The organism is Streptomyces sp. NPDC089424 (assembly GCF_044749345.1).
Lineage (GTDB): Bacteria > Actinomycetota > Actinomycetes > Streptomycetales > Streptomycetaceae > Streptomyces.
On record NZ_JBIVHU010000005.1, the window covers coordinates 247,626 to 262,940 of the forward strand.

Annotated in this window: 12 protein-coding genes and 1 tRNA gene; 10 read left to right on the top strand and 3 right to left on the bottom strand. The window is 69.8% G+C overall.

The window, feature by feature from the left end; genetic code table 11:
* The first annotated feature begins 61 nt into the window (after positions 1-61).
* The 8 genes from ACIP2X_RS23695 to ACIP2X_RS23730 all read left to right on the top strand — a co-directional run bounded on the left by ACIP2X_RS23695 (position 62) and on the right by ACIP2X_RS23730 (position 10,003).
* Entirely contained in the window at positions 62-2,341 is a 2,280-nt protein-coding gene (locus ACIP2X_RS23695) for an FdhF/YdeP family oxidoreductase (RefSeq protein ID WP_401676267.1), read from the top strand.
* Between the two features lie 105 nt (positions 2,342-2,446).
* A complete protein-coding gene (locus tag ACIP2X_RS23700) occupies positions 2,447-2,935 on the top strand; it encodes a PaaI family thioesterase (protein WP_401676269.1) in 489 nt (162 codons plus the stop codon).
* A gap of 57 nt (positions 2,936-2,992) precedes the next feature.
* Positions 2,993-3,385, top strand: a complete 393-nt coding sequence (locus ACIP2X_RS23705) for a hypothetical protein (RefSeq protein WP_401676271.1) — start codon at positions 2,993-2,995, stop codon at positions 3,383-3,385.
* 903 nt (positions 3,386-4,288) lie between these two features.
* The gene (locus ACIP2X_RS23710) at positions 4,289-5,515 is read left to right on the top strand and encodes a branched-chain amino acid ABC transporter substrate-binding protein (protein ID WP_401676273.1); all 1,227 of its coding nucleotides are present in this window, start codon (positions 4,289-4,291) and stop codon (positions 5,513-5,515) included.
* Between the two features lie 114 nt (positions 5,516-5,629).
* Positions 5,630-6,562, top strand: a complete 933-nt coding sequence (locus ACIP2X_RS23715) for a branched-chain amino acid ABC transporter permease (protein ID WP_401676275.1) — start codon at positions 5,630-5,632, stop codon at positions 6,560-6,562.
* A 7-nt stretch (positions 6,563-6,569) separates the two neighbouring features.
* Positions 6,570-8,396 (top strand): branched-chain amino acid ABC transporter permease, encoded by a 1,827-nt coding sequence (locus tag ACIP2X_RS23720; protein ID WP_401676277.1) that lies wholly within the window; start codon positions 6,570-6,572, stop codon positions 8,394-8,396.
* Between the two features lie 3 nt (positions 8,397-8,399).
* Positions 8,400-9,290, top strand: a complete 891-nt coding sequence (locus ACIP2X_RS23725; RefSeq protein ID WP_401676279.1) for an ABC transporter ATP-binding protein — start codon at positions 8,400-8,402, stop codon at positions 9,288-9,290.
* Entirely contained in the window at positions 9,287-10,003 is a 717-nt protein-coding gene (locus ACIP2X_RS23730) for an ABC transporter ATP-binding protein (RefSeq protein WP_401676281.1), read from the top strand. Before ACIP2X_RS23725 ends, ACIP2X_RS23730 begins: the two co-directional genes overlap by 4 nt.
* Positions 10,004-10,084: 81 nt before the next feature.
* Here ACIP2X_RS23730 and ACIP2X_RS23735 read toward each other — a convergent pair whose 3' ends face one another.
* Positions 10,085-10,753, bottom strand: a complete 669-nt coding sequence (locus ACIP2X_RS23735) for an ANTAR domain-containing response regulator (protein ID WP_401676283.1) — start codon at positions 10,751-10,753, stop codon at positions 10,085-10,087.
* 99 nt (positions 10,754-10,852) lie between these two features.
* Here ACIP2X_RS23735 and ACIP2X_RS23740 point away from each other — a divergent pair.
* Positions 10,853-10,938 (top strand) — tRNA-Leu (locus ACIP2X_RS23740).
* Between the two features lie 69 nt (positions 10,939-11,007).
* Here ACIP2X_RS23740 and pyk read toward each other — a convergent pair.
* Positions 11,008-12,438, bottom strand: a complete 1,431-nt coding sequence (gene pyk / locus ACIP2X_RS23745) for a pyruvate kinase (RefSeq protein ID WP_401676285.1) — start codon at positions 12,436-12,438, stop codon at positions 11,008-11,010.
* A 202-nt stretch (positions 12,439-12,640) separates the two neighbouring features.
* Positions 12,641-13,360 carry an SIMPL domain-containing protein gene (locus ACIP2X_RS23750; RefSeq protein ID WP_401676287.1) on the bottom strand — a complete coding sequence of 240 codons (720 nt, stop codon included), beginning with the start codon at positions 13,358-13,360 and terminating at the stop codon, positions 12,641-12,643.
* Between the two features lie 158 nt (positions 13,361-13,518).
* Between ACIP2X_RS23750 and ACIP2X_RS23755 the strand changes: the two genes are divergently transcribed.
* The gene (locus tag ACIP2X_RS23755) at positions 13,519-15,315 is read left to right on the top strand and encodes a bifunctional metallophosphatase/5'-nucleotidase (RefSeq protein ID WP_401676289.1); all 1,797 of its coding nucleotides are present in this window, start codon (positions 13,519-13,521) and stop codon (positions 15,313-15,315) included.

The following is a 15,315-nucleotide window of genomic DNA, read 5'->3' on the forward strand; positions in this document are numbered from 1 at the left end:
CATCGCCACGTGCGAGGATCGGAGACATAGCTCACACGTGCTAGGCGAAGGAGAGCGGGCGATGGCAACGAAGCCGCCCAAGGCCGACCCGGTTCAGGACGCGCCGCAGGTCGCCGAACCGCAGCACGCGGCGGCCGGGCTCCCGGCGATCGGGCACACCCTGCGCATCGCCCAGCAGCAGATGGGTGTGCGGCGTACCGCGCTGACGCTGCTCAGCGTCAACCAGAAGGACGGCTTCGACTGCCCCGGCTGCGCCTGGCCGGAGCCGGACCACCGCCACAAGGCGGAGTTCTGCGAGAACGGCGCGAAGGCGGTCGCCGAGGAGGCCACCCTGCGCCGGGTCACCCCGGAGTTCTTCGCGGCGCACCCGGTGGCGGACCTCGCGCACCGCAGCGGCTACTGGCTCGGCCAGCAGGGCCGTCTCACGCACCCCATGTACCTGCCGGAGGGGGCCGAGCACTACGAGCCGGTCTCCTGGGAGCGCGCCTTCGACATCGTCGCCGAGGAGGTCACCGCCCTCGCCTCTCCCGACGAGGCGGTCTTCTACACCTCGGGGCGCACCAGCAACGAGGCCGCGTTCCTCTACCAGCTCTTCGCCCGCGAGCTGGGCACGAACAACCTGCCCGACTGCTCGAACATGTGCCACGAGTCGTCGGGCTCGGCCCTGTCGGAGACCCTCGGCATCGGCAAGGGCAGCGTCCTGCTGGACGACCTCCACCAGGCCGATCTGATCATCGTGGCCGGCCAGAACCCCGGCACCAACCACCCGCGCATGCTCTCCGCCCTGGAGCGGGCGAAGGCGAACGGCGCGCGGATCATCAGTGTCAACCCGCTGCCCGAGGCGGGCCTGGAGCGGTTCAAGAACCCGCAGACGCCCAAGGGCCTCACCAGCGGCTCCGCCCTCACCGACCTGTTCCTGCAGATCCGCATCGGCGGCGACCAGGCCCTGTTCCGCCTGCTCAACAAGCTGATCGTCGAGACCGAGGGCGCCGTCGACGAGGAGTTCGTCCGCGAACACACGCACGGTTACGAGGAGTTCGCCGCGGCCGCCCGGGCCGCCGACTGGGACGAGACGCTCACCGCGACCGGCCTGGACCGGCAGCGGATCCAGGAGGCGCTCGACATGGTGCTCGCCTCGCGGCGCACCATCGTCTGCTGGGCCATGGGACTCACCCAGCACAAGCACTCCGTGCCCACCATCCGCGAGGTGGTCAACTTCCTGTTGCTGCGCGGCAACATCGGCCGTCCCGGCGCGGGCGTGTGCCCCGTGCGCGGTCACTCGAACGTGCAGGGCGACCGCACCATGGGCATCTTCGAGCGCCCGGCACCCGCCTTCCTGGACGCCCTGGAGCGGGAGTTCGGCTTCGCTCCCCCGCGCGAGCACGGCTTCGACGTCGTACGGGCGATCCGGGCCCTGCGCGACGGCGAGGCGAAGGTGTTCTTCGCCATGGGCGGCAACTTCGTCTCGGCCTCCCCGGACACCGATGTCACCGAGGCGGCGATGCGGCGCGCCCGCCTCACGGTGCACGTGTCGACGAAGCTCAACCGCAGCCATGTCGTCACCGGCGCGCGGGCGCTGATCCTGCCCACCCTCGGCCGCACCGAGCGCGACCTCCAGGGCGGCGGCGAGCAGTTCGTGACCGTCGAGGACTCCATGGGCATGGTGCACGCCTCCCGCGGCCGTCTGGAGCCCGCGAGCGGCCATCTGCTGTCCGAGCCGGCGATCGTGTGCCGGCTGGCCCGCCGGGTGCTCGGCGAGGAGAGCGCCACGCCGTGGGAGGAGTTCGAGAAGGACTACGCCACGATCCGTGACCGGATAGCGCGCGTGATACCGGGCTTCGACGACTTCAACGCGCGCGTGTCCCGTCCCGGCGGCTTCGCGCTGCCGCACGCGCCGCGCGACGAGCGGCGCTTCCCCACGGCCACCGGCAAGGCCAACTTCACCGCCGCGCCGGTGGAGTTCCCGAAGCTGCCCGCGGGCCGGCTGCTGCTGCAGACGCTGCGCTCGCACGACCAGTACAACACCACGATCTACGGCCTCGACGACCGCTACCGCGGCATCAGGAACGGCCGCCGGATCGTGCTCGTGAACCCCGAGGACGCCCGCGAACTCCAGGTCGCCGACGGGTCGTACGTCGACCTCGTCGGCGAGTGGACCGACGGCGTGGAGCGGCGGGCGCCCGGCTTCCGGGTCGTGCACTACCCCACCGCGCGGGGCTGTGCGGCCGCCTACTACCCCGAGACCAACGTGCTCGTCCCGCTGGACGCCACCGCCGACGTCAGCAACACCCCGGCCAGCAAGTCGGTCGTGGTCCGTCTGGAACAATCGGCGACCGACTGAGCGTTTGCTCAGCAGGGCGCGCCGGATCGCGGCGCGCCCGACGACGGGGCGTCCGGCGACACGGACGCCGACGAGGACGCCGAAGACGAAACGGAGCCGGTCCCGATGGGCGAGCAGCACCAGGTGAAGTTCCCGCAAGAGGTCATCGACGAGTACGCGGCACTCGGCGTGGACCTGCCCGCCCTGTTCTCCGCCGGGCATCTGGGCACGCGGATGGGCGTGCAGATCGTGGAGGCCTCGGCGGACCGGGTCGTCGGCACGATGCCCGTCGAGGGCAACACCCAGCCGTACGGCCTGCTGCACGGCGGCGCGTCGGCCGTGCTCGCCGAGACCCTGGGCTCGGTCGGCTCCATGCTGCACGGCGGCATCTCCAAGATCGCCGTGGGCGTCGACCTGAACTGCACCCACCACCGCGGCGTCCGCTCCGGCCTCGTGACCGGCGTCGCCACGCCCGTGCACCGGGGCCGCTCCACCGCCACGTACGAGATCGTGATCAGCGACGAGGACGGCCGCCGGGTGTGCACCGCCCGGCTGACGTGCCTGCTGCGCGACGCCGGCCCGAAGGACGCCGACCGGGTGCGCACGGCGGGCTGACACGTCCCGGCTCCCGTGCCGTTGCCCGTCCGGCACGCGGCGCCGTAGCGTCGGCACATGGCAGCGGGAAGACCCACCCGACCGACGGCCCTGTGGCCGGCACTGCTGACCGGCGCGCTCCTGACGGGCTGCGCCGGTCCGGCCTCCGGCTCTCCCGCCGTACCGCCCGCCGCGGCCTCCCCGCGCACCACCCCGCCCGCCGAGGTGTGCGCCCGGATCATCACCCACTGGTCCCGGGAGGTCCTCGACGACGGCACGTACGGCGACTACCAGTCGATGGGCCTCTCGAACGGGCAGTACGAGATCCTGCGTGACGTCGTCGACGCCGCCCGCGCCGAGCGGCGGCGCCAAGGCCGGGCGGCGGCCGAGCAGTTGATCGGGCGTCAGGCACGTGAGCGCTGCGCCGAGCGGTACCGCGACGGCATTCCCACCGCGGGGCCGTGGAGTTGAGCGGCGTGGGCCCGGTCGAGCCGGGCGAGGGCACGCGCGCGTGGGAGCCGGCGCCGGCCCCCTCGGTCACCGGGCGTCCACGGGGACACGTCGTGCGGTGGTGCGCACGGCACCGCCGGGCCCTCCTCGCGTCCTGCGCGGTCACCGCCCTCGCGGCCGCCGGGGTCCTCCTGCACGCCACCCGCCCCGAGGTCCCGCCCCCGGCGGAGCCGCCACCCCCGTCCCAGACGGTCCACTTCGCCTACGTCGGTCCGCTCCCCGCCGGTGAGCCCGCCGTCGCCTTCCGCTTCACGGTGGCGGTGACCGCGCGCTACGGCCCGCCCGTGACGGTGACCCGGATAAGCCAGCCGTACGAGGGACTTTCCGTGACGGCGAATCCCCGTGCGCCTTTCCGTATACAGACCGGAATCCGGCACAAGCTCGAGCTCGCCATGAGGGTCACCGATTGCGGAAAAGTGCCGCGGAACGCCGGACTCCCTTTCCTGGATGTAACCCTGCGTAATACGCACGCAAGAGAAGTACACAGTTTCATCCTGGGTGAGCGCTATGCGCAAGACCTCTCGATCGCCCTTCAAGTAGCCTGCGGCAACAACTCCTTGCCATCACCAAACATCGAGAACACTCCTGATGGAGAGCGGGCAGTCCTGCACGTCTCATCATGCGGACTGGGCGAATCGGCCGGAATTCCGCGCTTCCACCCGCTCAGTACCGCTCTGCATTACGTCGTGTCATAACAAGAGCGTCACAGCCTTGGCCAGACTCTCCTCCACGTTCCCTGCACACGCTTAGAGTCACGGCCAGTCACCGCGCCGTCGGAATCGACGTCACTGGGCATCTCTTCGGCCCGAGCGCTCGACTCGGCGTCTTCCACGGGGAAGCGCCGCGCCAGGGAAAGGACTGATCGTGCGTCAACGTTCGCTCATCGCCATGACCGCCGCTCTGGCGGCGGGAGCGCTCACTCTCACCGCCTGCGGTTCGCGTGACGGGGACGGCGGCTCGGACTCCGGCGGCGGCACCACCGTCGTCATCGGTATCGACGCCCCGCTGACCGGCGACCTGTCCGCTCTGGGTCTGGGCATCAAGAACTCCGTGGACCTGGCCGCCAAGACGGCCAACAAGGAGAAGTACGTCGAGGGGGTGACCTTCAAGGTCGAGGCCCTCGACGACCAGGCGCAGCCCTCCGCCGGCCAGCAGAACGCCACCAAGTTCGTCGCGAACAAGGACGTCCTCGGTGTGGTCGGCCCGCTGAACTCCTCCGTGGCCGAGTCCATGCAGAAGGTCTTCGACGACGCCAAGCTCGTGCAGGTCTCGCCGGCCAACACCAACCCGGCGCTGACCCAGGGCCCGGACTGGCAGACCTCGAAGGCGCGTACGTACAAGTCGTACTTCCGCACCGCGACCACGGACGCCATCCAGGGCCCGTTCGCCGCGCAGTACGTCTACAACGACGCCAAGAAGAAGAAGGTCTTCGTCATCGACGACAAGAAGACCTACGGCGCCGGCCTCGCGGCCACCTTCTCCGCGGAGTTCGAGAAGCTCGGCGGCAAGGTCGTCGGCACCGAGCACATCGACCCCGAGACCAAGGACTTCTCGGCGGTCGCCACCAAGGTCAAGGCCGCCGGCGCGGACGTCGTCTACTACGGCGGCGAGTACCCGCAGGCCGGCCCGCTCAGCAAGCAGATCAAGGCCGCGGGCGCCAAGATCCCGCTGGTCGGCGGTGACGGCATCTACAGCGCCGACTTCATCAAGCTGGCCGGCGCCAGCGGCACCGGCGACCTCGCCACCTCCGTCGGCGCCCCGGTGGAGGACCTCCCCTCCGCCAAGGAGTTCGTCGCCAACTACGAGGCCGCGGGCTACAAGGAGGCCTACGAGGCCTACGGCGGCTACTCCTACGACTCGGCCTGGGCCATCATCGAGGCCGTCAAGCAGGTCGTCGAGGGCAACAACGGCGAACTGCCGGACGACGCCCGCGCCAAGGTCACCGCGGCCATGCAGGGTGTCACCTTCGACGGTGTGACCGGCAAGGTCTCCTTCGACGAGTTCGGTGACGCCACCAACAAGCAGCTCACCGTGTACTCCGTGGAGGACGGCGCCTGGAAGGCCGCCAAGTCCGGCACCTACGAGGGCTGATCCCCACCCGCACCACTTGACCGAGCCGCGCGGGGCGCTGCATCACTGGCGCCCCGCGCGGACTCGCATCCGGCCCCCTGTCGACGAATCATCCGAAGTCTCGGAGGACATGCGGTGAACGAACTGCCGCAGCAGCTGGTCAACGGCCTGCTACTAGGATCCATGTACGGGCTGGTCGCCATCGGCTACACGATGGTCTATGGCATCGTCCAGCTCATCAACTTCGCCCACGGCGAGATCTTCATGATGGGTGGCTTCGGCGCCCTCACCGTCTACCTGTACGTGCTGCCCGACGGCACGTCCCTCTGGGTGGCGCTCCCGCTGATGCTCATCGGAGGCATCATCGTCGCCGTCCTTGCCGCCGTGGGAGCGGAACGGTTCGCCTACCGCCCCCTGCGCACGGCCCCACGCCTGGCGCCCCTCATCACGGCCATCGGCCTCTCCCTCGCGCTGCAGCAGGCGGTGTGGGCCTGGTACCCCGACGCCCGCTCCGCCATCACGTTCCCGCAGATCCACGGCGGCCCCTTCGAGCTCGGCAGCGTCACGATCCAGACCGGTGACGTCTTCCTGCTGGTCGCGGCCCCGATCAGCATGGCGATCCTCGCCTACTTCGTGATGAAGACCCGCACCGGCCGCGGTATGCAGGCCACCGCGCAGGACCCGGACACGGCCAAGCTGATGGGCATCAACACCGACCGCATCATCGTGGTCGCGTTCGCCCTCGGTGCCGCGTTCGCCGCCGTCGGAGCCGTCGCGTACGGCCTCAAGTACGGCGAGGTCCAGTTCCGTATGGGCTTCATCCTCGGCCTCAAGGCCTTCACCGCCGCGGTCCTCGGCGGTATCGGCAACATCTACGGCGCCATGCTCGGCGGCCTGGTCCTCGGTGTGGCCGAGGCCCTGTCGACCGCCTACATCTCCGACATCCCGGGCATGGAACAGTTCGGCAGCCAGTCCTGGGCCAACGTCTGGGCGTTCGTACTCCTCATCCTCGTACTCCTGTTCAGGCCCCAGGGTCTGCTCGGCGAGCGCGTCGCGGACAGGGCGTGATCCACCGATGACCACACAGACCACAGCACCGGAGACCCCTCGCCAGGTCGACGCCGGCCACCACGCCGGACTCATCGGAATCCCCCCGCAGGCCGGTCGCGCCCTCGCCACCGCCGGTGGTGTCCTGACGATCGTCTCGACCTTCCTCGCCTGGACCTGGACGTCCGAGTTCCCCGGTGACCTCACCGTCTACGGCTACCCGGGCGGCCTCCAGGTCCTCGTCCTCATCGGCGGGCTCCTCACCACCGTGTTCGGCCTCGCCTCCTACGGCGTCAAGGGCCTGGGCTGGCTCACCCCCGCCGGCGCCGACAGCGCCCTGAAGCTGTCCGCGCTGGGCGCCTTCGCCACCGTCTGGTACACGATCATCGCGATCACGGTCCAGCTCGGCGGACTGGTCAACCTCGAACCCGGCGCCTGGGTCGCGGGGGTCGCCACCCTGGCCGCCGCGCTCGGCGCGTTCGCCCTGCCGTTCACGTGGCCGGACCGGGAACCGGCGGACCCCGAGGACACCGCCCAGGAGCGGCTGCGCCACCGTTGGCGGCACGGCTTCGCCGTCTTCAAGGCCTCCCTCGCCACCGGCCCCGCGACCCCGGCGCGCAAGCTGCCGGCGTACGCCGAGATCCTCGTCATCGTCGCGGCGCTCGCCCTCGGCCTGATCGTCTTCACGTACGGCATCGGCACCGAGTACGACGAGCTGTTCGTCGGCTTCCTCATCACCGCCGGCTTCGGCTTCGCCGCGGCCGCCAAGGCCGGCCTCGTGGGCCGCGTCTCGGCGCTCACCGGCAAGCACCGCAACGTGACGATGATCGGCGCGTTCGTCGCGGCGGCCGCCTTCCCGTTCACCCAGTCCGACGACCAGTACGCGACGATCGGCGTCTACATCCTGATCTTCGCCACCGTCGCCCTCGGCCTGAACATCGTGGTCGGCCTCGCGGGCCTGCTCGACCTCGGTTACGTCGCCTTCCTCGGCGTCGGCGCGTACACCGCGGCGATGGTCTCCGGCTCGCCCTCCTCGCCGTTCGACATCCAGCTGCCCTTCTGGGCCTCGGCGTTGCTCGGCGCCGCCGTCGCCATGGTCTTCGGCGTCATCATCGGCGCCCCGACCCTGCGCCTGCGCGGCGACTACCTCGCCATCGTGACGCTGGGCTTCGGTGAGATCTTCCGGATCACCGTCCTCAACATGGACGGCACCTCCGGCCCGGACATCACCAACGGCTCCAACGGCATCTCGTCGATACCCAACCTCAACATCCTGGGCTTCGACTTCGGCCAGGAACACACCTTCGCGGGCTTCACCATCGCGCGGTTCGCCAACTACTTCCTGCTGATGCTGCTCATCACGCTGGTCGTCGTGATCGTCTTCCGGCGCAGCAGCGACTCCCGCATCGGCCGCGCGTGGATCGCGATCCGCGAGGACGAGACCGCCGCCCTGGCCATGGGCATCAACGGCTTCCGGGTCAAGCTCATCGCCTTCGCCCTCGGCGCCGCGCTCGCCGGTCTCGCGGGCACGGTGCAGGCACACGTGACCTACACGGTCACGCCCGAGCAGTACCAGTTCGCCCACGTGGTCCCGCCCAACTCGGCGTTCCTGCTGGCCGCGGTGGTCCTCGGCGGCATGGGCACGATCAGCGGTCCGCTCGTCGGCGCCGCGCTGCTCTACCTCATCCCCGCCAAGCTCCAGTTCCTCGGCGACTACCAGCTCTTCGCCTTCGGTCTCGCGCTGGTCCTGCTGATGCGCTTCCGTCCGGAGGGGCTCATCCCCAACCGGCGCCGCCAGTTGGAGTTCCACGAAGAGACGGAAGCACCCACAGTCCTCAGCAAGGCAGGGGCCTGACCCATGACAACCGACACCATCACCACCGGGGAGACGGTCCTCGACGCCCGCGGCGTCACCATGCGGTTCGGCGGTCTGACCGCCGTCCGCGGCGTCGACCTCCAGGTCAACAGCGGCGAGATCGTCGGCCTCATCGGCCCCAACGGCGCCGGCAAGACCACCTTCTTCAACTGCCTGACCGGCCTGTACATCCCCACCGAGGGCGAGGTCCGCTACAAGGGCACCGTCCTGCCGCCGAAGTCCTTCAAGGTGACGGCGGCGGGCATCGCCCGCACCTTCCAGAACATCCGTCTGTTCGCCAACATGACGGTCCTGGAGAACGTGCTCGTCGGCCGCCACACCCGCACCAAGGAAGGCCTCTGGTCCGCGCTGCTGCGCGGCCCCGGCTTCCACAAGGCCGAGGCCGCCTCCCGCGAACGCGCCATGGAACTCCTGGAGTTCGTCGGCCTCGCGCCCAAGGCGGAGCACCTCGCCCGCAACCTGCCCTACGGCGAGCAGCGCAAGCTGGAGATCGCGCGGGCACTGGCCAGCGAGCCGGGCCTGCTGCTGCTCGACGAGCCCACGGCGGGCATGAACCCGCAGGAGACCCGGGCCACCGAGGAACTGGTCTTCGCCATCCGCGACAAGGGCATCGCCGTCCTCGTCATCGAGCACGACATGCGGTTCATCTTCAACCTCTGCGACCGCGTCGCCGTGCTCGTCCAGGGCGAGAAGCTCGTCGAGGGTGACAGCGCCACCGTCCAGGGCGACGAGCGGGTCGTCGCCGCGTACCTGGGCGAGCCGTTCGAGGGCGACCCGGGCACCGCCGAGGTGGCGGAGGTCGAGGCCGCCGAGGCACAGGCCTCCGGGCCCCAGGCCGACAGCACGTCGTCCGGCAAGGAGAACGACCGATGACCGCACTGCTCGAAGTCGAGGACCTCCGGGTCGCGTACGGCAAGATCGAGGCCGTCAAGGGCATCTCGTTCAAGGTCGACGTCGGCGAGGTCGTCACCCTCATCGGCACCAACGGCGCGGGCAAGACCACGACCCTGCGCACCCTTTCGGGCCTGCTCAAGCCGGTCGGCGGGCAGATCCGCTTCAACGGCAAGTCGCTGAAGAAGACCCCCGCGCACCAGATCGTCTCGCTCGGGCTGGCCCACTCTCCCGAGGGCCGGCACATCTTCCCGCGCATGACGATCGAGGACAACCTGCGCCTCGGCGCGTTCCTGCGCAACGACAAGCCCGGTATCGAGAAGGACATCCAGCGCGCCTACGACCTCTTCCCGATCCTCGGGGAGCGGCGCAAGCAGGCCGCCGGCACCCTCTCGGGCGGTGAGCAGCAGATGCTGGCGATGGGCCGCGCCCTGATGTCCCAGCCGAAGCTGCTCATGCTGGACGAGCCGTCCATGGGCCTCTCGCCGATCATGATGCAGAAGATCATGGCGACGATCGCCGAGCTGAAGTCGCAGGGCACGACGATCCTGCTGGTCGAGCAGAACGCGCAGGCGGCCCTGTCGCTGGCGGACCACGGCCATGTGATGGAGGTGGGCAGCATCGTGCTGTCCGGCTCGGGCCAGGACCTGCTGCACGACGAGTCGGTGCGCAAGGCGTACCTGGGCGAGGACTAGTCCTCCGGCGCCCTCGGCGCGTACGACGAGGCCCGCGTCCCCTGGTCGACAGGGGGCGCGGGCCTCGTTCCGCTCGTGGGCTCAGCCCTGGTCGGAGCTCTTGGCCGCCTTCTTCTCCGCGGAGTCCTCGATGACCGCCTCGGCGACCTGCTGCATGGACATCCGCCGGTCCATGGACGTCTTCTGGATCCACCGGAACGCGGCCGGCTCGGTCAGCCCGTACTCGGTCTGCAGGACCGACTTCGCGCGGTCGACCAGCTTGCGCGTCTCCAGCCGCTGGCTGAGGTCGGCGACCTCCTTCTCCAGCTCCTTCAGCTGCGTGTACCGCGAGACGGCCATCTCGATGGCCGGGACGACGTCGCTCTTGCTGAACGGCTTCACCAGGTACGCCATGGCACCGGCGTCCCGGGCGCGCTCGACGAGGTCGCGCTGCGAGAAGGCGGTGAGCATGAGGACCGGCGCGATGGACTCCTCGGTGATCTTCTCCGCCGCGGAGATACCGTCCAGCTTGGGCATCTTCACATCGAGGATCACCAGGTCGGGGCGGTGCTCCCGGGCCAGCTCCACGGCCTGCTCACCGTCACCGGCCTCGCCGACCACCGTGTAGCCCTCCTCCTCCAGCATCTCCTTGAGGTCGAGCCGGATCAGGGCCTCGTCCTCGGCGATGACGACTCGGGTCGTCAGCGGAGGCACGTGCGACTTGTCGTCTTCGGGCACGTGGGCGGGCTGGGGCGACTCGGGGGCGGTCACGGGGGCTCCTTGGTGCGGGCCGGCGAGTACTGCTGCGTATGCAGCCTACCTAGAGGCGGCGACCTGCGGTGACCCGGTATGCTTCCGTCAGCCGGTCCTGCCGGGTTGGTGGAATGGCATACACGGATGTCTCAAACACATCTGCCCGTGAGGGCTTGCGGGTTCGAATCCCGCACCCGGCACCACGAAATCAGGCGGAGACTCACCCACGGGTGGGACTCCGCCTTTTGTCACCTCGGACCTGGCGCGCGGGCCTAGCGCGCGGTCTCGCCGATGTGGTGCACCCGGACCAGGTTCGTGGTTCCCGTCTTTCCGGGGGGCGAGCCGGCCGTGATGACGATCGTGTCGCCGGGCCGGCAGCGGCCGTACCTGGTCAGCAGTTCGTCCACCTGAGCGATCATCGCGTCCGTCGAGTCCGCGTGCGGGCCGAGGAAGGTCTCCACACCCCACGTCAGGCTCAGCTCCGAGCGGGTCGCGGGCTCCGGCGTGAAGGCGAGGAGCGGGATCGGGGAGCGGTAGCGGGAGAGACGGCGGGCCGTGTCGCCGGACTGGGTGAAGGCGACCAGGAACCGGGCGCCGAGGAAGTCACCCATCTCCGCCGCCGCCCGGGCGACCGCGCCGCCCTGGGTGCGGGGCTTGTTCAGCTCGGTCAGGGGGGAGAGGCCCTTGGCGAGGATGTCCTCCTCCGCCGCCTCGACGATCTTCGCCATCGTCCGCACCGTCCCGACGGCGTACTTCCCGACGCTGGTCTCCCCGGAGAGCATCACCGCGTCCGTGCCGTCGATGACGGCGTTGGCGACGTCGCTCGCCTCGGCGCGGGTGGGCCGGGAGTTCTCGACCATCGAGTCCAGCATCTGGGTCGCCACGATCACCGGCTTGGCGTTCCGCTTGGCCAGTTTGATCGCGCGCTTCTGGACGATCGGGACCTGTTCGAGCGGCATCTCGACGCCCAGGTCGCCGCGGGCCACCATGATGCCGTCGAACGCCGCCACGATGTCGTCGATGGCGTCCACGGCCTGCGGCTTCTCGACCTTGGCGATCACCGGGAGGCGGCGCCCCTCCTCGTCCATGATGCGGTGGACGTCCTCGATGTCGCGGCCGCTGCGGACGAAGGACAGGGCGATGACGTCGAAGCCCGTGCGCAGGGCCCAGCGCAGGTCGGCCTCGTCCTTCTCGGAGAGCGCGGGGACGGAGACCGCGACGCCGGGGAGGTTGAGCCCCTTGTTGTCGGAGACCATGCCGCCCTCGACGACCTCGGTGTGCACCCGGGGCCCGTCGACCTCGGTGACCTGGAGGCACACCTTGCCGTCGTCGACGAGGATCCGCTCTCCGGGGGTGACGTCGCCCGCCAGGCCCTGGTACGTGGTTCCGCACGACTGCCGGTCGCCTCGCGCGCCGTCCTCGACGGTGATGGTGAAGGAGTCGCCGCGTTCAAGGAGTACAGGCCCTTCGGTGAAGCGGCCGAGCCGGATCTTCGGGCCCTGAAGGTCGGCGAGCAGCCCGACGCTGCGCCCCGTCTCGTCGGAGGCCTTGCGTACGCGCTGGTAGCGCTCCTCGTGCTCGGCGTATCCACCGTGGCTGAGGTTGAATCGGGCGACGTCCATTCCGGCGTCGACCAGTGCCTTGATCTGGTCGTACGAGTCGGTGGCGGGGCCCAGAGTACAGACGATCTTTGCTCGGCGCATGGTTCGAGCCTAGGCCTTACCGGCGGGTAGACAATTGGCCCGGCATGACTACTCAACAACCTTTGCGTGAAGGGGTGTTGACAAGTGTTGAATTGTGCATGGGTGCGCTCCTATGAGCATTTCGCAGCCCAGCCGCCTTTCCCGGTCGCATATTGGCCATGCACCGGTCAGGTATTCACTCAGGTCTTTTTTCCGAATTTCCTCACAGCCGAGGCGGCACCATGGTGAATCGGGCGTTGACCTGGGCGTGAACATGCTGCCGCTGGGGTTCGAGGTCGAGCGGTGCCGCGGCCGCGTCCTCGGCGGCCGCGGCGTAGGCGACGGAACGCATACGGCCGCTCGGGGCCGCCGGATAGGGCTGCGGGCTCTCGGCGCCGATGTCGGCGAGTTCCACCAGCGCCGACAGGGTCGTGCCGAGCGCGTCGGCGTATTCACGGGCGCGCTGCACCGCCTCACGGACGGCCTGCCGGCGGGCGTCGCGGTGGGCGGGCGAGTCGGGGCGCAGCGCCCACCAGGGCCCGTCCACACGGGTGAGGTCGAGGTCGGCGAGGCGGGAGGTGAGCTCGCCGAGGGCGGTGAAGTCGGTGAGCTCGGCGGTGACGTGGACGACGCCGTGATAGGTGCGGATGCGTTCGCCGCGCCCGTGCTTGGTGAGCTCCGGGGTGATGGAGAAGGCGCCGGTCTCCACCCGTTCCACGGCATCGCCGTAGGACTTGACCAGGTCGAGGGCGCCGGCGTTGCGGCGGGTGAGGTCGTCGAGCGCGGAGCGCCGGTCGCGGCCGCGCGCGCTCACCGTGATGCCGATGCGGGCGATCTCGGGGTCGACCTCCAGGCGGGCCTCACCACGGACGGCGATACGCGGAGCGTCGGGGGTCCCGTAGGGGACGGCGGGCTGCTGGGGTTCCTCGGCGGGTGAGGTCATACGTCCCACTGTGTCACCGCTCGCAGGGCGCGACTCCGGCCGGTCACCAGATCGCAACGTCCTGGGCCTGTCGGTGATGGTCATGTCCGGGTCAGAATCTACGCGCGTTGTTGTTCCAGACCGACGTTGTGGATCCAGACCGACCGGGAGTGCTGCACATGCCGTTGAACCGCCGGAAGTTCCTGAGGAAGTCCGCCGTGGCCGGGGCGGGGGTGGCGGTCGCCGGCGCGGCGACCGTACCCGCGCAGGCGGCACCGGCTCACGGGAAGCACCCCAAGCGGTACTCCTTCACCGTCATGGGCACCACCGACCTGCACGGCCACGTCTTCAACTGGGACTACTTCAAGGACGCCGAGTACACCGACACCGCGGGCAACGCCCAGGGCCTGGCCCGGGTCTCGACCCTGGTGAACCAGGTGCGCGAGGAGAAGGGCCGCCGCAACACGCTGCTGCTGGACGCCGGGGACACGATCCAGGGCACCCCCCTCACGTACTACTACGCGAAGGTCGACCCGATCACCGCCGAGGGCGGCCCCGTGCACCCGATGGCGCAGGCGATGAACGCCATCGGCTACGACGCCGTGGCGCTCGGCAACCACGAGTTCAACTACGGCATCGAGACGCTGCGCCGGTTCGAGCAGCAGTGCCGCTTCCCGCTGCTCGGCGCCAACGCCGTCGACGCGAAGACCCTGCGGCCCGCCTTTCCGCCGTACTTCATGAAGACCTTCCGGGTGCCGGGCGCCCCGCCGGTCAAGGTCGCCGTGCTCGGGCTGACGAACCCGGGCATCGCCATCTGGGACAAGGCCTTCGTGCAGGGCAAGCTGGTCTTCCCGGGCTTGGAGGAGCAGGCGGCGAAGTGGGTGCCGAAGCTGCGTTCGATGGGCGCCGACGTGGTCGTCGTCTCCGCGCACAGCGGCTCCTCGGGCACGTCGTCCTACGGCGACCAGCTGCCGCACGTCGAGAACGCCGCCGCCGAGGTGGCCCGGAAGGTGCCCGGCATCGACGCGATCCTGGTCGGCCACGCGCACGTGGAGATCGAGGAACTGCTGGTCACCAACGAGCGCACCGGCAGGACGGTCGTCCTGTCCGAACCGCTGTGCTACGCCGAGCGGCTCACGCTGTTCGACTTCGAGCTGGTCCTCGACAGGGGCAGGTGGCAGGTCGGGTCGGTCAAGGCGTCGCTGCGCAACGCGAACACGGTCGAGGACGACCCGCGGATCACCCGGCTGCTCGCGGACGAGCACGCGAAGGTCGTGGAGTACGTCAACCAGGTCGTCGGCACCGCCACCGCGACCCTGACGACGGTGGACGCCCGCTACACGGACGCGCCGATCATCGACCTCATCACCACGGTCCAGGAGGACGTGGTCAAGGCCGCCCTGGCCGGCACCGGGCACGCGTCGCTGCCGGTGCTCGCGCAGGCGTCGCCGTTCTCCCGGACGTCCGAGATCCCGGCCGGCGAGGTGACGATCCGGGACCTGTCGAGCCTGTACGTGTACGACAACACGCTGGTCGCCAAGCTGATGACGGGCGCGCAGCTGCGGGCGTACCTGGAGTACTCGGCGGAGTACTTCGTGCGGACGGCGGCCGGCGCGCCGATCGACGTGGACAAGCTGACCAACGCGGGCGGCCGCCCGGACTACAACTACGACTACGTGTCGGGACTGACGTACGAGATCGACATCGCCCAGCCGGCCGGGTCGCGGATCCGGAACCTGTCCTTCGGCGGTGCCCCGCTGGACGACGCCCAGCAGTTCGTGCTGGCGGTGAACAACTACCGGGCCAACGGCGGCGGCGCGTTCCCGCACGTGGCGTCGGCGCCGGAGCTGTGGTCGGAGTCGACGGAGATCCGCACCCGGATCGCGGAGTGGGTGACCGCCAAGGGCGTGCTGGACCCGAAGGACTTCGCGTCGGTGGACTGGAAGCTCACCCGGGACGGCACGCCGGTGCTCTGA